The organism is Aminobacter sp. BE322 (assembly GCF_050433525.1).
Lineage (GTDB): Bacteria > Pseudomonadota > Alphaproteobacteria > Rhizobiales > Rhizobiaceae > Aminobacter.
Genome location: NZ_JBNPXB010000009.1, coordinates 176,000 through 193,800, shown reverse-complemented (window position 1 = coordinate 193,800; position 17,801 = coordinate 176,000). Strand labels below are relative to the sequence as shown.

Below are 17,801 nucleotides of genomic sequence, written 5' to 3'. Positions count from 1 at the left end.
GTGGGGAGGGGCTAGGGGTGGGGGTATCTTCTTCAACATCGGTTCGCACCCGAGGGCCCAGCGATGATCCCGCTCGCTATCGGCATCGACCTCGGTACGTCAGGCGCCCGCGCCGTGGCGATGACGCCGTCGTTCGAGATCGTGGCGCAAGGCGCGGCAAAACTCTCCGATTTCGGCGCCAACCCGCGCGACCCAAGGATATGGTGGCAGGCGGTCGAGGCGGCCTTGAACGCTGTGCTTGCCCAGGTCGACCGCGCCTGGGTCCATGCGATTGCCGTAGACGCCACCTCGGGCACGTTGTTGCCTGTCGATGCCGAGGGCACGCCGCTCGCCGGGCCGCTGATGTATGACGACAAGGTGGGTGACGCAGCGCTGCTTGCCCGCATCGCCGCCGTCATCCCCGTAGAAAGTGCCGCCCATGGTGCCACCTCCGGTCTTGCCAAGGCGCTGGTCTTCCAGGATGTGCCTGGCGTGGCGAAGGTTCTGCACCAAGCCGACTGGATAGCCGGACGGCTGGCCGGCCATTTCCGAACCACAGACGAGAACAATGCGCTGAAGACGGGTTACGACCCCATAGACCGGCGCTGGCCGGATTGGGTCGCGGCGACGGGTCTCAACACCGCCTTGCTGCCGCGCGTCGTGGCGCCAGGCACACCGCTCGAGACGATCGCGCCGGAGATGGCGAGTGCCTTCGGCCTCAGCGAAGAGGTCGAGATCATCGCCGGCACGACCGACGGATGCGCCTCGTTCCTGGCGACCGGTGCCGACAGGCCGGGCGACGGCGTCACCGCGCTCGGCTCGACGCTGACGCTGAAGCTGCTCAGTGATCGGCCGATCTTTGCGCCCGACTTCGGCATCTACAGCCATCGCCTCAACGGCATGTGGCTCGCCGGCGGTGCCTCCAACAGCGGCGGCAAGGTGCTGGCGCATTTCTTCTCCGCCGTCGATATCTCACGGCTGTCCGCCGAGATCGACGCCAACGTTCCGACCGGCCTCGACTTCTACCCTCTCATTGAGCCCGGCGAGCGCTTTCCCGTGCTCGACCCGGCCTGGCCGCCACGGCTCGCCCCACGCCCTGCAGACGATGCCGATTTCCTCAAGGCCATGTTCGAGGGCATCGCGGCCATCGAAAAGCTCGGCTACGACAGGCTCGCCGAACTCGGCGCACCGCCGCTCCGCTCCATGCGCAGCCTCGGCGGCGGTGCCGCGAACCCGGCGTGGACGGCGATCCGAGAGATGCGGCTGGGCGTGCCGTTCCTGCCTGCGCACTCCCTGGAAGCGGCGGCCGGAACGGCGCGGCTGGCGCTGATCGGCCTCGAAGCGGTGGGGGACCTGTGATGCCCACCCAACACGATGGCATCCGCGACCTGGCCGAGCGCTTCGACGTGTTCATTCTCGACCAGTTCGGTGTGCTGCACGACGGCACGGCTCCTTACCCGGGCGCTGTCGAGGCGCTTGTATGGCTTAAGCAGGCCGGCAAGCGCACGCTGCTCTTGTCGAACTCGGGCAAGCGCTCGGCACCCAACGAGGCGCGGCTGGCAAAGCTCGGCTTCGTGTCCGGCAGCTGGGACCATTTCCTGTCCTCGGGCGAGGTCGCCTGGCAGAGCCTGCGCAAGCAGCTCAGCAATGAAGCGGGCTTGCGTTGCCTGCTCATCGCCCGTGACGGCGACCGTTCGGCGGTGGAGGGCCTGCCGCTGACATTGGTCGACACGGGCGAGGAAGCAGACATCGTGCTGCTCTCGGCCAGCGAGGGCGACCGCTACGACCTCGACCACTATCGCCTGCTCCTCCAGCCCGCGGCTGCGCGGGGCATCAGGTGCCTCTGCACCAACCCGGACAAGATCATGCTGACGTCGGTCGGCCCCCGCTTCGGCGCCGGGCGCATCGCCGACCTCTATGCCGAGCTGGGCGGCGAGGTCGCCTGGATCGGCAAGCCGTTCCCCGAGATCTATGCGGCAGCGCTCGACATACTCGGCTCTCCGGATCCGGCGCGCGTGGTCTGCATCGGCGACAGCATCGAGCACGACATCTCAGGCGGGCAGGGGGCAGGGCTGCGAACGGCGCTCGTCATGACCGGCGTTCTGGAGACGAGCAGCCAGGCCGAACGGGACAGGCTGTTCGAGGAGCATGGGGCCACGCCCGATTTTCTTGTGCGGACATTTGCGTGGTGAGGCCGCGCCGGAGGAGGATGTGATGGAAACGATGATATCAGGCGATACCGTCGAGAAAGGCAACGCCACCCGCGAAAAGGCCCTGCGCGCCGATTATGTAGCGCTCAGCGAGCAGCTCGACCGGCGCGGCATCGCCATCGACGCCATCCTCGGCAAGGTCGAGGCTTTCGGCGTGGCGATCCCGTCCTGGGGCGTCGGCACGGGCGGCACGCGATTTGCCCGCTTTCCCGGCCCGGGCGAGCCGCGCGACGTGTTCGACAAGATCGAGGATTGTTCGGTCATCAACCAGCTGACGCGTGCCACGCCCACCGTTTCGCTGCACATCCCCTGGGACAAGGCCGAACCGAACAGGCTGAAGCAGACCGCCGCGCGCTTCGGCCTCGGCTTCGATGCCATGAATTCCAACACCTTTTCCGATGCCCGCGACCAGAAGCACTCCTACAAGTTCGGTTCGCTCAGCCACGCGGACACGGCCGTGCGCCGGCAGGCGGTCGAGCACAACATCGAATGCATCGAGATCGGCAGGGCGTTGGGATCGAAGGCGCTGACGGTGTGGATCGGCGACGGCTCGAACTTCCCCGGACAGGTGAATTTCGCCCGCGCCTTCGAGCGCTATCTCGATGCGATGAAGGACATCTATGCGGCGCTGCCCGACGACTGGCGGCTGTTCACCGAGCACAAGATGTATGAGCCGGCTTTCTATTCGACCGTCGTTCAGGACTGGGGCACCAACTACATCATCGCGAAGGAACTGGGCGACAAGGCCTATTGCCTCGTCGACCTCGGCCACCACGCGCCCAACGTCAACATTGAGATGATCGTCTCCCGGCTCATCCAGTTCGGCAAGCTGGGCGGCTTCCACTTCAATGACAGCAAGTATGGCGACGACGATCTCGACGCCGGTTCGATCGATCCCTACCGCCTGTTCCTGGTCTTCAACGAACTTGTCGACGCCGAGCTTTCGGGCGCCGGGGATTTCCATCCTGCCCATATGCTCGACCAGAGCCACAACGTCACCGATCCGATCGAAAGCTTGATGCTGTCGGCGGTCGAGGTGCAACGGGCTTATGCCGCGGCGTTGCTGGTCGATCGCAAGGCGCTCGAAGGCTTCCAGGAAGGGAACGACGCGCTGATGGCGACGCAGACGCTGAAGGCCGCCTACCGCACAGACGTCGAACCCATCCTCGCTATGGCTCGGCTCAACAGCGGCGGCGCCATCGATCCGGTCGCGGCCTATCGCGCCAGCGGCTACCGCCAGAAGGTAGCGGCCGAACGCCCGGCATCGGTCGGCGGCGGTGGCGGTATCGTCTGAGGGAGACGGGGAAATGCCCGAGCGCATCGCCTTCCGCATGGTCCTCAATCCCGGTCAGGCCGCCGAATACAAGAAGCGGCACGACGAGATCTGGCCGGAACTCAGTGCGGCGCTGCGCGAAGCCGGCGTGTCCGACTACACGATCTGGCTCGATCCCGAGACCAGCCACCTGTTCGCGACGCTGGTTCGTACTGACGACCACACCATGGAGAGGCTGCCGCAAACCGAGGTCAACCGCCGATGGTGGGACTTCATGGCCGACATCATGCAGTACACCGACCGCAACGAACCGCTGGTCGTGCCGCTGCAGAAGGTTTTTCATCTGGAGTAGACAATGACTGACAAGGGACTGCGCGACGAGATGGTGTCGATCTGCCGGCGCATGAACTCGAGCGGCATCAACCAGGGCACGGCCGGCAACCTGTCGGTCCGCTCGGGCAGCGGCTTCCTCATCACGCCGTCGGGCATGCCCTATGACATCATGGGGCCTGACGACATCGTCGAGATGGATTTCGACGGCACCTATGTCGGCCGCCGCCCGTCGTCGGAGTGGCGTTTCCACCGCGACATCCTCAAGGCGCGCGAGGACATCAGCGTCGTGCTGCACTGCCATTCGGTCTATGCGACGACGCTCGCCTGCCACCACAAGACCATTCCCTCGTTCCACTACATGACCGGCGTTGCCGGCGGCACCACCATCCGCTGCGCCGCCTACGCCACCTTCGGCACCCAGGCCCTGTCCGACAACGCACTCGTGGCACTCAAGGACCGGCTCGCCTGCCTGCTCGGCCAGCACGGCCAGATCTCGCTCGGCACCAACCTCGAACACGCGCTGTGGCTGGCGATTGAGGTCGAAACGCTGTCGCGCATGTATGTCCAGGCGCTCACGCTCGGCGAGCCGCCGATCCTGCCCGACGACGAGATGGAGCGCGTCATCGAGCAGATGCGCCGCATGAGTTATGGCCTTGCGCCCGATGCCGAAGGCACCAACGACGTCGCCCGCCCGCGCAATCCGTAGTACCTGTCACAGCCGGGTGACGCGGCTGCTATCAGGCACCTGCAATAAATTTCAGGACTCTCCCTTGTCGCCGCCGCCAAGTTATGAAATATATTTCATCATATGAATTTTATTGACATAGCGATTCAAGGCTGCAATCCTCTGCGCATCGGACTTCGGGAGGAAGTTCGGTGCAATCAATCCAAATGGCGCGGCGCCGAGGGTGCCGGCATCGGTAATTGATCTGGCTTCGGCCAAGGGAGGGAACTTGCGTAGATTTCTGAGCACTTTCGCGGCCGCAGCGGCGGTCTCGACCATTCTCGGCGCGGGCCATGCCCAGTCGGCCGAAAACCCGTTCAAATGCGCGCCCGGCGAAAAATACGTCATGAACGTCATGGTGTCGGGCGTCGAATACTGGTTCCCGGTCTACGAGATGTTCAAGCAGGCCGGCCAGCAGTTCGGCTGCGAGACGGCCTACACCGGCACGCCGGAATATGACGTCAACAAGCAGATCGCCACCTTTGACCAGGCGCTGGCGCAGAAGCCGGCCGGCATCCTGGTGCATCCGATGAACTCCGATCCGTTCATCGAGCCGATCAACCGCGCTATCGAGCAGGGCACCGCCGTCGTCACCTTCGCCGCCGACTCGCCCAATTCCAAGCGCGTCTCCTACATCACCTCCGACAACGTCGCCGAAGGCACCTATGCCGCCGACGCCGTGGCCAAGGCGATGGATGGCAAGGGCGAATATGCGGTGCTGGAGAACCCCGGCCAGGACAACCATGACAAGCGCGTCAACGCCTTCGTCGCCCGCATGGAGGCCAAGTGGCCGGACATGAAGCTGGTCGGCCGCGCCGCCTCGAACCAGGACCCGACCAAGGCCTACCAGGCCGTGCTCAGCCTGGCGCAGGCGCATCCCGACCTCGGCGCCGTGTTCATGCCGGAGGCCAACTCGGCCATCGGCGCGGCCCAGGCAGCCAAGGAAGGCGGGGGCAAGATCAAGGTCATGCTGGCCGACGTCAACGCCAAGATCCTCGACATGATCAAGGCCGGCGAGATCTTCGGCTCGGTCAACCCGAACCAGGGTATGCAGGGCTACATGGGCTTCATGCTCTTGTGGATGGCCAAGCACCCCGAGCTGATCGACTCGATGAACGACGCCAAGCGCTCGGGCTTCAACCCGATGAGCGTGCCCTTCGTCGACAACGGCTTCTCGATCGTGACGGCCGACAACGCCGACGACTTCTACTGGGACAAGTACCTCAAGCGCCGCGGCACCAAGGGCATCGAGGAATAGATTTCCTCGACTATTCGTGCCTTGCTTGAAGATCGCCGGGGCGCCCGCGCCCCGGTGCTATCAGGACCCGAACCGCAGTGAAAGTTGACAGATGTCGACGCCTATTCTCGAGATCTCAGGAGTTTCGAAGTCGTTCGGCGCCATCAAGGCGCTGACCGGCATCGACTTCTCGCTGGCGCCGGGCGAGGTGCATGCGCTCTGCGGCGAGAACGGCGCCGGCAAGTCGACGCTGATGAACATCATCGCCGGTGTCCTGCAGCCTGACGAGGGCGACATCCGCATCGGCGGCGAAAACGTCGTCATCGCCTCGCCGGCAGCGGCGCAGAAGCTCGGCATCGCGCTCGTCCACCAGGAGATCGCGCTCTGCCCGGATGCGACGGTCGCCGAGAACATCTTCATGTCCGCAATCAATACCCGCCGCGCGCCGCTGATGAATTTCCGCAGCTTGCAGGCCGAGGCGCAGAAGGTGATGGATCTTTTGGCCTCGATCCCGGTGCGCACCAAGGTCTGCGACCTTTCCATTTCCAACCAGCAGCTGGTCGAGATCGCCAAGGCGCTGACGCTCGACTGCCGCGTTTTGATCCTCGACGAGCCGACCGCGGCGCTGACCGAGCCGGAAGCGCAACGCCTGTTCGCCATTGTCCGCGAACTCAAGTCGCGCGGCATCTCCATCATCTACATCAGCCACCGCATGGCCGAGATCTTCTCGCTCTGCGACAGGGTGACGGTGTTCCGCGACGGCCGTTACGTCGCCACCGACGAGATTGCGGCGACCTCGCCCGACGAGGTGGTGCGCAAGATGGTCGGCCGCGAGATCGCCCAGCTCTATCCCGACAAACTCGGGCTGGACGAGACGCCGGGCCGCACCTTGCTCAAGGTCGCCGACCTGTCGGACGGCGAGCGCTGCTTCGGCGTTGGCCTCGAGCTGCGCGCCGGCGAGATCCTCGGCATCGGCGGGCTGATCGGCTCGGGACGCAGCGAAATCGCCCAGACGCTGTGCGGCCTGCGGCCTGCGGTTTCAGGTGGTGTCGAAATCGATGGCCAGCCCCTCAAGGTTTCCGGCTACGCCCAGGCGGTGAAGGCCGGGCTCGTCTATCTCTCCGAGGATCGCAAGGGCTCGGGCGTGTTCCTCGACATGTCGATCGCCGCCAATGTGTCAGCACTCGATCTCGGCAAGCTCACCGGCAGTCTCGGCCTGCTCGACCGTCGCGCCGAAACCGAGCAGGCGACCGAACTGGCCAGGCGCCTCGGCGTGCGCATGGCCGGCGTCGGTGCTGCGGTGTCGACGCTCAGCGGCGGCAACCAGCAGAAGGTGGCGATTGCCAAGCAGCTGTCGGTCGGTCCCAAGGTGATGATCATGGACGAGCCGACGCGCGGTATCGACGTCGGCGCCAAGGCCGAGATCCATCGCCTGCTGCGCGAGCTTGCCCGCCGCGGGGTCGGCATCATCGTCATTTCCTCCGAGATGCCCGAGCTGATTGGCCTGTGCGACCGCGTGCTGGTGGTGCGCGAGGGCCGGATCGCCGGCGAGCTCGCGGCCGAAAAACTCGGCGAGGAAGCCATCATCATGCTCGCCTCCGGCGTGCAGCCCAACTCACACAATGCCGGGCAGGCCCGAAATGTCGCCTAGGGAAGCGGAAGCACCGATCATGACGGCCCAGATCAAGACCGAAAGCCAGGGCGCGCGCTGGAACCTCGCGCGGCTGGGCTCGATGCGCGAGGCGGGGCTGATTGTCATCATCCTGGCGCTGTGCATCGCCATGTCGTTCGCCTCGCCGCATTTCCTGACATGGGGCAACTTCCGCGCCATGCTGATGAGCTTCTCCATCGAGGGCATCGTCGTGGTCGGCATGACCATCCTGCTCATCGTCGGCGGCATCGATCTGTCCGTCGGTTCGGTCGTCGCCTTCTCGATGGTGGTGTCGGGTGCGCTGTTCCTGGCCGGTCTCGATCCGTGGACCGCGAGCCTGATCGGCATCGCCGTCAGCGCGCTGATCGGCGCGGTGATGGGCTTCTTCGTCACCGTCGTCGGGCTCAACCACTTCATCACCTCGCTTGCGGCGATGGTGATCGTGCGCGGCCTGTGCCTGATCGTCACCAAGGGCACGCCGCTGTCGCTGTTCACCCTGCCGCCGGCTTTCAAGGCGATCGGCCAAGGCAGCTTCCATGGCGTGCCCTATGTCATCATCATCTTCGTGGTGGTGGTTGCGATCTTCGATTTCCTGCTGCGCCGGGCGACCGCGTTCCGCAAGGTCTTCTACACCGGCTCCAACGAGAAGGCGGCGCAGTATTCCGGCATCCGCACCAGGCAGGTGAAGTTCTGGGTGACGGTGCTGAGCTCGACGCTGGCAGGCTTTGCAGGCGTCATCTACATGTCCCGCTTCGGTGCCGCCACGCCCACCTTCGGCGCCGGTATGGAACTCAACATCATCGCTGCTGCCGTGATCGGCGGCGCCTCGCTCAATGGCGGCTCGGGCACGATCTTCGGCGCGATCCTGGGCATGGCATTGCTTTCCGTCGTCACCAGTTCGCTGATCCTGCTCGACATCTCGGTCTACTGGCAGGACATGATCAAGGGCTGCATCCTTCTGGCCGCGGTCTCCATCGACCACCTGCTTCACCGCAGGAAGGCATGAGCGGGAGACGAAGGATGGCCAACGGCAACTCACGCGACGAAATCGCCAGCGCCCGCCAGATGCACCAGGCGCTCGTGCTCCACTACATGGAAGGCAAGACCCAGGCGGAGATCGCCCACGAGCTCGGCATCTCGCATGCCACCGTCAACCGCCTGATCAAGCGTGGCCACCAGATGGGGCTGGTCGAAATCAGGATCAAGTCGCCGATCGAGCATCTGGTCGACATCGAAAGCCGGCTGGTGGCGCTCGGCGGGCTCAAGCGTGCGGTGGTCGTGCCCTCGCTCGGCGACAATCCGCAGACCGCGCTGCAGCGTGTCGGCGAGGCGGCGGCGACGCTGCTGCAGGACACGATCAAGGACGGGGACACCATCTCCATCACCGGCGGCAAGGGCGTTTCCGCCGTGGTCGCTGGCCTCAACGGGGGCCGCCAGGTCAAGGTCGAGGTCATTCCGGCGACCGGGCTGGTGCAGGGCAAGCACTACACCGACGTCAACCACGTGGCGTCGCTGATGGCCGACAAGCTCGGCGGCCGCGCCTACCAGGTGCATGCGCCGCTGTTTGCCGACAGCCCCGAGCAGCGCAACATGCTGATGGGGGTGAGCTCCGTCTCCGACGTGTTCCGCAAGGCCCGCGAGGCCAATGTCGCGGTGGTCGGCATCGGCTCGATCCTGACCGACGATTCCAGCTATTACGACCTGCATCCGTCGTCGAGCACGGACCGCCAGGCCATCGAGCGTTCGGGCGCGGCGGGCGAGTTGCTCGCCCATCTCGTCGATGCCCAGGGCAAGGTCTGCGACTACAGCCTCAACCGTTGCCTGGTGTCGCTGACGCTCGAGGAATTCGCCACCATCCCGCGCACCATCGGCGTCGCCAGCGGCGCCAGCAAGGTGGCGCCCATTCTCAGCGCCATGCGCGGCAATCACCTCGAAACCATCGTCACCGACGAAGCCACGGCCCTCCAGGTCCTGGCACTCGCCGAAGGAAAAAGACCATGACCCAGCTTGTGCGCAACATCGGCCGTTCAGGCATTTCGGCCTCCGGCGTCGGCCTGGGCACCTGGGCCATAGGCGGCTGGATGTGGGGCGGCACCGACGAGGACGCCTCGATCGGCGCGATCCAGGCTTCGATTGACGCCGGCGTGTCGCTGATCGACACCGCACCTGCCTATGGCCTCGGCCGCAGCGAGGAGATTGTCGGCAAGGCCATTCGCGGCCGGCGCGACAAGGTGGTGATCGCTACCAAATGCGGGCTCAACTGGCACTCGGGCAAGGGCAATCATTTCTTCGACCAAGACGGGCTGCCGGTGCATCGCTATCTCGGCGCCGACGGCATCGCCCATGAGGTCGAACACAGCCTGCGTCGTCTCGGCACCGACCGCATCGATCTCTACATCACCCACTGGCAGGACCCGACGACGCCGGTCGCCGAAACCATGGAAACGCTCCTGTGCCTCAAGCAGCAGGGCAAGATCGGCGCCATCGGAGCGAGCAACGTCAACGGCGAGGAGTTGAAGGCCTACATCGCCGCCGGCCAGCTCGATGCCATCCAGGAGCGCTATTCGATGCTCGACCGCGAGATCGAGGAAACGCTGCTGCCGATCACGCGCGCCAACGACGTTGCCACGCTCAGCTATTCATCGCTGGCGCTCGGCCTGCTTTCCGGTGCCATCGATCCGTCGAGGAGGTTCGAGGGCGACGACCAGCGCAAGGACAATCCGCGCTTCTCCGAGGCCAACCGGCAGAAGGTCGCGGATCTCAAGGCTACCATCGCTCCCGTCATCGACCGCCACGAGGCGAGCATGGCGCAGGTGGTGATCGCCTGGACGCTGGCCCAGCCCGGCATCACCTTTGCCCTGTGCGGCGCGCGCAATCCGGCGCAAGCGCTCGACAATGCGCGGGCCGGCCAGATCAGGCTCGATGCCGAGGATCTGGCGGTGCTCGACGCGGCCGTCTCCAGGCATCTCGTCGCCATGGACGCCTGATCGAAGGAAGCCATCCGCATCATGAATCGCAGCGAAACCATAGCCGGCCTCAAGGGCCGGAACGGCCCCGCCGTGCTCGTGATCGGGGGCGGCATCAACGGCATCAGCGTCTTCCGCGAGCTGGCACTGCAGGGTGTCGAAGTGCTTCTGGCCGAGAAGGGCGACTATTGCTCGGGCGCCAGCGCGGCCCTGTCGCGCATGGTGCACGGCGGCCTTCGCTATCTCGAGAACGGCGAGTTCAAGCTGGTGCGCGAGTCCCTGCTGGAGCGCGACCGGCTGCTCAAGAACGCTCCGCATTTCGTGGCCCCCCTGCCGACGACAGTGCCGATCTTCGACGTCTTCTCCGGCATCACCAACGGCGCCTTCCGTTTCCTCGGCCTGACCCGCCGCCCGAGCCGGCGGGGTGCCGTGGTCATCAAGGCTGGCCTCGCCGTCTACGACATCCTCACCGCCAGCCGCCGGCTGATGCCCAGGCACATCTTCCGCAGCCGGGCCGAGACGCTGAAGACTTGGCCGGCGATCAATCCCGACATCCGCAACTCGGCGACCTATTACGACGCCTGGGTCAGCCGGCCCGAGCGGCTGGGTGTCGAGATGCTCAACGACGCGCTTGCCGCCAACCCGGCGGCGCGAGCGCTGAACCATGTCCACGTTGGTGGCGACGCCGATGGCGTGAAGCTGGTTGACACGCTGACGGACGAGACGATCCGGCTCGCGCCGCAGCTGATCGTCAACGCCACGGGCGGCTGGATAGATCTGACCAATTCGGGTCTCGGCGCTCACGTGCCCAGGATGATGGGTGGCACCAAGGGATCGCATCTGATCGTCGCCAGCCGCGCGCTGCACGACGCGCTGGCCGGCCACATGATCTATTACGAGAACGAGGACGGCCGCATCTGCATCCTGTTTCCCTATCTCGGCAATGTGCTGGTGGGCTCGACCGACATTCGCGTCGACGACCCCGACCAGGTGCGCTGTGAAGCCGACGAGCGCGACTACATCCTGCAGTCGCTGGCCTTCGTCTTTCCCGACATCCGCGTCGCGCCGGAGGAGATCGTCTTCCAGTTCGCCGGCGTTCGCCCGCTGCCGGCGAGCGACGACAGCTTCACCGGCCGCATCCCGCGCGACCATTTCTGCGAGACGGTGCCGGCCAGCGGCGCGCTGCCCGAAATGCTGTGCATGATCGGCGGCAAGTGGACCACTTTTCGTTCGTTTGGGGCGCTGGCGGCCGACGTGACCCTCGAGCGGTTGGGCCTTAAGCGGGTCAAGGATACCGAGAACCTGGCGATTGGCGGCGGCCGTGACTTCCCCGCCAATGTCGAGCGCTGGATTGCCGAGCAGGCAAATGTCTCGGGGCTGTCGCGTGCCCGTATGCGCGAGCTGTTCGAGCGCTACGGCACGGATGCCGCGACAATTGCCGATGGGCTTGGCGATGACGAGATGCTGTCGCGCTGTAGCTATTCCGTCGGCGAACTCCAGCAATTGATCACGCGCGAACACGTCGAGAAGCTCGACGACCTGCTCCTCAGGCGCACCACCATCGGGGTGACCGGCAAGCTCTCGCCGGATCTCATTGCACAGGCGCTCGACATCCTGGCCGAAGCCAAGGGCTGGGACGCGGCTCGCAGCGCCCGCGAACACCGTGAATTCCTCGCCCTGCTGGAAAGCCGGCACGGGCTCGATGTCACGCAACTCCCAGCAAGATCCGAAAGGAGCGCAGAATGCGCATCAGCCCTAAAGTCCGCATAAACCGCCTGTTCGCCAACGGGCGCTGCCTCGACGTCGCCATCGACCACGGCGTCTGCAACGAACCGTCTTTCCTCGATGGGCTGGAAGATGTCGCCGGCGTCGTCGACCAGCTGGTCGCGGCCTGTCCCGATGCCATCCAGATGAATTTCGGCCAGGCCGATCTGCTGCAGGAGCGTCCGGGCAAGGACAAGCCGGCGCTGGTCATGCGCATCGACATGGGCAACCCCTACAACAAGACCCGCCATCGCCACATGTGGGCGTTACTGCAGAACGAGCATGAGCCGCTGATCGGTGCGCTGGCCATGGATGCTGCTTGCGTGGTGGTCAACCTGTTCATGTTGCCCGACGAGCCCGACCTGTTCCGCCAGTGCGTGCAGAACATTGCGCGCGTCCGCGCCGACTGCGACAAGTACGGCATGCCGCTGATGATCGAACCGCTGGCGATGCTGCCCAACTCCGAGCGCGGAGGCTACATGGTCGACGGCGACGCCGAGAAGATCGTGACGCTGACCCGGCTGGCCCGCGAGATGGGTGCCGACATCGTCAAGGCCGACCCGACCACCGAGGCGGCCGATTTCCACCGCGTCGTCGAGGCGGCGCGTTGCCCGGTGCTGGTGCGCGGAGGTGGCAAGGAGGATCTGCGCGTGGTGTTCGACAAGTCGGCGGCGCTGATGGCGCAGGGCGCGCACGGCATGGTCTATGGCCGCAACATCTATCAGCATGCCAACCCCAGCGCCGTCGTCGCCGGGCTGATGGCGATCATCCACGAAGGCGCTGACGGCGCCACGGCCTGGGACCGCTACACCAGAGCGGACTGACGGGCGCGTCGCAGCCGGAAGGCCTGCAACTGGCCAGACAGACGGAGCCCCGTTCCGCAGGGTCGGAACGGCGTGGCTCGAAGGCCTTGGGAGGGGCTTATGGGAGGATACATTCTCGGCCTCGATGCCGGCAACACCGTCATCAAGGCCGTGCTGTTCGATCTCGAAGGCCGCGAGCTGGCGCTCGCCGCCAAGGACGGCCGCTCGTGCATGCCTAAGCCCGGCCATGTCGAGCGCGACCTGGGTGAGCTGTGGCGCAACGCGGTCGAGGTCATCGGCCAGTGCATCGCGCGATCGGGCGTTGACGCGCGCGACATCCTTGCTGTCGGCTGCGCCGGCCACGGCAACGGGCTCTATGCGCTCGACCGCGACGGCGAACCGCTCGTCGGCATTCAGTCGCTGGACACGCGCGCCGCACCGCTGGTCTCGGAATGGCAGAAGCAGGGCGTCGGCGAGCGTACCTATCCGCACTGCCTGCAGAAGCCCTGGGCGGCCCAGACGCCGACGCTGCTGGCCTGGCTGAAGCGCCACGACCACGCGCTTTACGGCCGCATCGGTACGGTGTTCCTATGCAAGGACTTCGTCGTCAACCGGCTGACCGGCGCGCGCTCGACCGATACGACCGACATGTCGGGCTGCGGCCTGCTCACCATGCCGGGCCGCCGCTACGAGCCGGAGCTGCTTGCCGCCTACGGTCTCGGGGACTGTGCCGGGATGCTGCCGCCGGTGCTGGAATCGGCTGAACTCGCTGGCCGCATTTCGCCGGAGGTTGCGCGCCTGACCGGCCTCGCGGAAGGCACGCCCGTCATCGCCGGGCTGTTCGACGTGGTCGCCAGCGCCGTCGGCTCTGGCGTCACCCGCACCGGGGCTGCTTCGATCATCGCCGGTACCTGGAGCATCAACCAGGTCATCACGGACGAGCCGATCCGCGACCCCAGCATCTTCATGCTGTCGACCTACGACCCCGGGCGCTATCTCGCGATCGAATCCAGCGCCACCTCGGCCGCCAATCTCGAATGGATCGTACGCGAGTTCTTCGAGCATGAACACGAGGCCGGCCGCTCGCCCTTCGAAGTCTGCGGCGAACTGGTCGCTTCGGTCGACCCGACCGGCGATGTGCCGATCTACCACCCCTATCTCTACGGCGCCCAGGCCAACGGCCAGGCGCGCGCCGGCTTCTACGGCATCGCCGGTTGGCACGGCCGCGCGCATCTGCTTCGGGCGCTGTTCGAAGGCGTGGTGTTCGAGCACCGCCGCCATGTCGAGACGCTGCGCGCAGCGGGTGCTGCGGTCGATGAGGCTGTGCTGTCGGGGGGAGGCTCGCGCAGCGCCATCTGGCCGCAGATCTTCGCCGACGTGCTCGGCCTGCCGGTGACGGTGGCGCGCAGCCGCGAGACCGGCGCTTTGGGGGCGGCGATTGCGGCCGCGACCGGCGTCGGGGTGTTCAGGGATTTCGGCGAGGGTGCCGCGGCCATGACGGCTGTGGCGCGCCACCATCGGCCCAATGACGGGGTGGCGCAGGCCTATGGACGGCGCTACCGGCTTTATGGCGAAATCAACAAGGCGATGGGCCCATTGTGGCAGAGCATGGCGAGCGAACAGGTCGGGACATGACCGATACAAGCGATTTCGGCACATATGACTTCGTCGTGGTCGGCGCCGGCTCGGCCGGCTGCGTGCTGGCCAACCGCCTGTCCGCCGATCCTAGAAATCGCGTGCTTTTGCTCGAAGCCGGCGGCAGCGACCGTTACCACTGGGTCGATATCCCGATCGGCTATCTCTACTGCATGGGCAATCCGCGCACCGACTGGCTGATGAAGACCGAGGCCGAGCCGGGGCTGAACGGCCGCGTGCTCAACTATCCCAGGGGCAAGGTTCTGGGTGGCTGCTCGTCGATCAACGGCATGATCTACATGCGCGGCCAGGCCGCCGACTATGATGGCTGGCGCCAGGCCGGCAATGTCGGCTGGGGCTGGGACGATGTGCTGCCCTATTTCCTCAAGTCCGAGGACTATCATGGCGGTTCATCCTCGGGACATGGCAAGGGCGGCGAATGGCGCGTCGAGCGCCAGCGCCTGTCCTGGCCGATCCTCGACGCCTTCCGCGATGCGGCCGAGGAGATGGGCGTTCCGCGCACTGACGATTTCAACCAAGGCACCAACGAGGGCTCGGGCTACTTCGAGGTCAACCAGAAGAAGGGCGTGCGCTGGAACACCTCCAAGGCCTTCCTGCGCCCGATCCTCAGCCGGCCGAACCTGCGCGTCGTCACCGGCGCGGAGACCGAGCGCCTGGTGCTCGAGGGGCGGCACGTGCGCGGCGTCGTCTTCCGCCTCGATGGCAAGCTGCATGAGGCGAAGGCAGGCGAGACGATCCTGGCTGCCGGCGCCATCAACTCGCCCAAGATCATGGAGCTGTCGGGCATCGGCCGCCCGGATGTGCTCGCCAGCCTCGGCATCGATGTCAGCCATCGGCTCGACGGCGTCGGCGAAAACCTACAGGACCATCTGCAGATCCGCACGGTCTTCAAGGTCCAGAATGCCGCGACGCTGAACCAGCGCTACCACAACCTGTTCAGCCGCGCGGCGATGGGCATCGAATATGCGCTGAGGCGATCCGGCCCGCTGTCGATGGCGCCGAGCCAGCTCGGCATCTTCGCGCGCAGCGATCCGCGGCTCGAAACGCCCGACCTCGAATACCACGTCCAGCCGCTCAGTACCGACCGGCTGGGCGAGCCGCTGCACCGCTTCCCGGCGGTCACGGTCTCGGTCTGCAATCTGAGGCCCGAAAGTCGCGGCAACGTGCATGCCACCTCAGCCGACCCGGCCAAGGCGGCGGCGATCCGCCCGAACTACCTGTCCACCGAAGGCGACCGCGAGGTCGCGGTGGCGTCCATCCGCCATGTCCGCAAGCTGATGTCGACCAGGGCCATCGAACGTTTCGCGCCCGAGGAGATCCTGCCGGGACCGTCGATTGCCGCCGATGCGGACGTGCTCAGGAAGGTCGGCGACATCGCCACCACGATCTTCCACCCCGTCGGCACCTGCAAGATGGGATTGGACACCATGTCGGTGGTCGATGCACGGCTGCGCGTCCACGGCCTCGCCGGCCTGCGCGTCGTCGATGCCTCGATCATGCCGTCGATCGTCTCGGGCAACACCAACTCGCCGGTCATCATGATCGCCGAAAAGGCGTCGGAGATGATCCTGGCCGACGCGGCCGCCTGATCGGCTCGGAGCCTTGGGACTCTGCCTGGTTATGACCGTGGCGGCAGCGGGCAAGCAGCCGTCGCCCGTGCCACCGCGCCGTTCGGCGCCGACTTCTGCCTCGGGAAATCGTAGCCATTGGCCTTGGACGTCAGGTAACCGGCGCCCACCAGCGCCTCCGCCATCTTCACGGCCGCCGTGACGCCGTCGATGACGGGCACTCCCGTCTGTGCCGTCAGCCGCTCGCACAGTCGCGACATGCCCGCGCAGCCGAGAATGATTGCCTCGGCGCGATCCTGTGTCCTTGCGCGTTCGATCTCGTCGACCAGCAGGCGTTCCGCCTTTTCGGGCTCTTCCTCCAGGCCCAGCACCGGCAGGTCGATGGCGCGGACGGCGCGGCAATGATGCCCGGCGCCATAGGCTTGCACGATGTCCTCGATGATCGGCACGGAGCGGGGGAGGGTGGTGACGACGGAAAAGCGGCGGCTGATGGTCATTGCGACCTGTACGGCGGCCTGGCAAATGCCGATCACCGGTCCCTTGGCGATTTCTCGCGCCGCGTGCAGCCCGGGATCGTCGAAGCAGGCGATGACATAGGCATCCACGCCCTCAGCCTCGCCGCGGCGAATTTCCGACAGCATGCCCGGCACCGCCAAAGCCTCGTCGAAGGCGCCTTCGATGCTGACGGGCGTGCCGCTCGGGTTGACGGCGGTAACCTGCGTGTCCTGATTGGCCACGCGCAAGGCGCTTTCGAGCGCCTGGGCTGTCATGGAGGCTGTCGAGTTAGGGTTGATCAGGCGTATATGCACGTCGAGTTTCCTAATGCGCAGTTTCTAGAGCCGCGACAAATGCTGAAGGGCCCGCGCCTGCGATGCGGCTTGGCGGTCTGGCGTGACGGCGGTTGACATTTTTCTACCCATGCCGAATGTCCATGACCGTGGCAGGGTCAGGTGCATGACAGATCAGACAGGCATTTCTACGCAGCACATTGTCGAAAAGGTCTGGCTTTCGATCGCCGAACGCAGGTTGCGGCCGGGCGTGCAACTGAAGGAAGGCCAGCTGGCGACCATATTCGACGTCAGCCGCGCCCGCATCCGCCAGGCGCTTTCGGCGCTCGAGCGTGAAGGTCTCGTGACCATCATCCCGAACCGGGGCGCCTTCGTCTGCCAGCCCTCCGTCGATGACGCCCACGACGTCTTCGCCGTTCGCCGCACTGTGGAACGGTGTGTGGTCGAGGGCATCGGCAAGTCGGCCTCGAAGGCGGACATCGACAGGCTGCGCAGCCATGTCGCGAGCGAACGTGTCGCAAACGCGAGGGACGTGACCACCGACATCATCAAGCTGTCGGGCGGCTTCCACTTGCTCTTGGCCGAGATCTCGGGCTCCGATTTCCTCTTCGGCATGATGCGCGACCTGATCTCGCGGACGTCGCTCATCACCGCCGTGTACCGCAACACCGCACGCTTCAACTGCGGCCCGGACGAGCATGCCGAGATCGTCGAGGCGATCTCCGTCGGCGATGTCGGGAAGGCCTCGCGGCTGATGCAGCATCATCTCGAGCATGTGGAATCGGAGCTCGACCTGAGGGAAGTGCGCGACCTGTCCCACGACCTGAAGGCGGCGCTGGCGTAGCCCCT

16 protein-coding genes are annotated in these 17,801 nt (G+C 65.8%); 15 read left to right on the top strand and 1 reads right to left on the bottom strand.

Translation table 11 applies throughout. From position 1 onward, the window contains the following. The first annotated feature begins 63 nt into the window (after window positions 1-63). The 14 genes from J2X50_RS15070 (at window position 64) to J2X50_RS15005 (ending at window position 16,185) form a co-directional block, all read left to right on the top strand. Window positions 64-1,338 carry an FGGY-family carbohydrate kinase gene (locus J2X50_RS15070; RefSeq protein WP_429096185.1) on the top strand — a complete coding sequence of 425 codons (1,275 nt, stop codon included), beginning with the start codon at window positions 64-66 and terminating at the stop codon, window positions 1,336-1,338. Further along, on the top strand, window positions 1,338-2,171 hold the full coding sequence (locus J2X50_RS15065; RefSeq protein ID WP_429096183.1) for a TIGR01459 family HAD-type hydrolase: 834 nt from the start codon (window positions 1,338-1,340) through the stop codon (window positions 2,169-2,171). Before J2X50_RS15070 ends, J2X50_RS15065 begins: the two co-directional genes overlap by 1 nt. A 22-nt stretch (window positions 2,172-2,193) precedes the next feature. Beyond that, complete coding sequence (gene rhaI, locus J2X50_RS15060; RefSeq protein ID WP_429096181.1) at window positions 2,194-3,483, top strand: L-rhamnose catabolism isomerase; 1,290 nt, start codon at window positions 2,194-2,196, stop codon at window positions 3,481-3,483. Window positions 3,484-3,496: 13 nt separating this feature from the next. Further along, a complete protein-coding gene (gene rhaM, locus J2X50_RS15055) occupies window positions 3,497-3,814 on the top strand; it encodes an L-rhamnose mutarotase (RefSeq protein ID WP_429096180.1) in 318 nt (105 codons plus the stop codon). 3 nt (window positions 3,815-3,817) lie between these two features. Next, window positions 3,818-4,501 (top strand): class II aldolase/adducin family protein, encoded by a 684-nt coding sequence (locus J2X50_RS15050; protein WP_429096178.1) that lies wholly within the window; start codon window positions 3,818-3,820, stop codon window positions 4,499-4,501. Window positions 4,502-4,748: 247 nt separating this feature from the next. Further along, complete coding sequence (locus tag J2X50_RS15045) at window positions 4,749-5,777, top strand: substrate-binding domain-containing protein (protein ID WP_429096176.1); 1,029 nt, start codon at window positions 4,749-4,751, stop codon at window positions 5,775-5,777. 91 nt (window positions 5,778-5,868) lie between these two features. Then, window positions 5,869-7,407, top strand: a complete 1,539-nt coding sequence (locus J2X50_RS15040; RefSeq protein WP_429096174.1) for a sugar ABC transporter ATP-binding protein — start codon at window positions 5,869-5,871, stop codon at window positions 7,405-7,407. Between the two features lie 19 nt (window positions 7,408-7,426). Then, the gene (locus J2X50_RS15035) at window positions 7,427-8,413 is read left to right on the top strand and encodes an ABC transporter permease (RefSeq protein WP_429096172.1); all 987 of its coding nucleotides are present in this window, start codon (window positions 7,427-7,429) and stop codon (window positions 8,411-8,413) included. A 14-nt stretch (window positions 8,414-8,427) separates the two neighbouring features. Continuing rightward, entirely contained in the window at window positions 8,428-9,408 is a 981-nt protein-coding gene (locus J2X50_RS15030) for a sugar-binding transcriptional regulator (protein WP_340037103.1), read from the top strand. Then, on the top strand, window positions 9,405-10,394 hold the full coding sequence (locus J2X50_RS15025; RefSeq protein WP_429096170.1) for an aldo/keto reductase: 990 nt from the start codon (window positions 9,405-9,407) through the stop codon (window positions 10,392-10,394). The genes J2X50_RS15030 and J2X50_RS15025 overlap by 4 nt, the downstream gene beginning before the upstream one ends. Window positions 10,395-10,415: 21 nt before the next feature. Beyond that, window positions 10,416-12,143 (top strand): glycerol-3-phosphate dehydrogenase/oxidase, encoded by a 1,728-nt coding sequence (locus J2X50_RS15020; RefSeq protein WP_429096168.1) that lies wholly within the window; start codon window positions 10,416-10,418, stop codon window positions 12,141-12,143. Next, window positions 12,116-12,961: a class I fructose-bisphosphate aldolase gene (locus tag J2X50_RS15015; RefSeq protein ID WP_429096166.1), complete on the top strand. Its 846-nt coding sequence runs from the start codon at window positions 12,116-12,118 to the stop codon at window positions 12,959-12,961. The genes J2X50_RS15020 and J2X50_RS15015 overlap by 28 nt, the downstream gene beginning before the upstream one ends. Before the next feature lie 99 nt (window positions 12,962-13,060). Further along, window positions 13,061-14,575 (top strand): FGGY-family carbohydrate kinase, encoded by a 1,515-nt coding sequence (locus J2X50_RS15010; protein WP_429096164.1) that lies wholly within the window; start codon window positions 13,061-13,063, stop codon window positions 14,573-14,575. Further along, complete coding sequence (locus J2X50_RS15005) at window positions 14,572-16,185, top strand: GMC family oxidoreductase (RefSeq protein ID WP_429096163.1); 1,614 nt, start codon at window positions 14,572-14,574, stop codon at window positions 16,183-16,185. Before J2X50_RS15010 ends, J2X50_RS15005 begins: the two co-directional genes overlap by 4 nt. Window positions 16,186-16,214: 29 nt before the next feature. Here the strand turns inward: J2X50_RS15005 and J2X50_RS15000 are convergent, their stop codons facing one another. Further along, window positions 16,215-16,973, bottom strand: a complete 759-nt coding sequence (locus J2X50_RS15000; protein WP_429096162.1) for an aspartate/glutamate racemase family protein — start codon at window positions 16,971-16,973, stop codon at window positions 16,215-16,217. A 145-nt stretch (window positions 16,974-17,118) separates the two neighbouring features. On the opposite strand from J2X50_RS15000, the gene J2X50_RS14995 reads away from it, so the two are divergent. Continuing rightward, a complete protein-coding gene (locus J2X50_RS14995; RefSeq protein ID WP_429096161.1) occupies window positions 17,119-17,796 on the top strand; it encodes a GntR family transcriptional regulator in 678 nt (225 codons plus the stop codon). The last annotated feature ends 5 nt before the right edge of the window (window positions 17,797-17,801 follow it).

Bases quoted from the DNA above. Each gene is read 5' to 3' on its own strand.
- J2X50_RS15040 (WP_429096174.1), top strand. From the start codon at position 5,869: ATGTCGACGCCTATTCTCGAGATCTCAGGAGTTTCGAAGTCGTTCGGC.
- J2X50_RS14995 (WP_429096161.1), top strand. From the start codon at position 17,119: ATGACAGATCAGACAGGCATTTCTACGCAGCACATTGTCGAAAAGGTC.
- J2X50_RS15030 (WP_340037103.1), top strand. From the start codon at position 8,428: ATGGCCAACGGCAACTCACGCGACGAAATCGCCAGCGCCCGCCAGATG.
- J2X50_RS15005 (WP_429096163.1), top strand. From the start codon at position 14,572: ATGACCGATACAAGCGATTTCGGCACATATGACTTCGTCGTGGTCGGC.
- J2X50_RS15065 (WP_429096183.1), top strand. From the start codon at position 1,338: ATGCCCACCCAACACGATGGCATCCGCGACCTGGCCGAGCGCTTCGAC.
- J2X50_RS15010 (WP_429096164.1), top strand. From the start codon at position 13,061: ATGGGAGGATACATTCTCGGCCTCGATGCCGGCAACACCGTCATCAAG.
- rhaI (WP_429096181.1), top strand. From the start codon at position 2,194: ATGGAAACGATGATATCAGGCGATACCGTCGAGAAAGGCAACGCCACC.
- J2X50_RS15050 (WP_429096178.1), top strand. From the start codon at position 3,818: ATGACTGACAAGGGACTGCGCGACGAGATGGTGTCGATCTGCCGGCGC.
- J2X50_RS15020 (WP_429096168.1), top strand. From the start codon at position 10,416: ATGAATCGCAGCGAAACCATAGCCGGCCTCAAGGGCCGGAACGGCCCC.
- J2X50_RS15070 (WP_429096185.1), top strand. From the start codon at position 64: ATGATCCCGCTCGCTATCGGCATCGACCTCGGTACGTCAGGCGCCCGC.
- rhaM (WP_429096180.1), top strand. From the start codon at position 3,497: ATGCCCGAGCGCATCGCCTTCCGCATGGTCCTCAATCCCGGTCAGGCC.
- J2X50_RS15025 (WP_429096170.1), top strand. From the start codon at position 9,405: ATGACCCAGCTTGTGCGCAACATCGGCCGTTCAGGCATTTCGGCCTCC.
- J2X50_RS15035 (WP_429096172.1), top strand. From the start codon at position 7,427: ATGACGGCCCAGATCAAGACCGAAAGCCAGGGCGCGCGCTGGAACCTC.
- J2X50_RS15015 (WP_429096166.1), top strand. From the start codon at position 12,116: ATGCGCATCAGCCCTAAAGTCCGCATAAACCGCCTGTTCGCCAACGGG.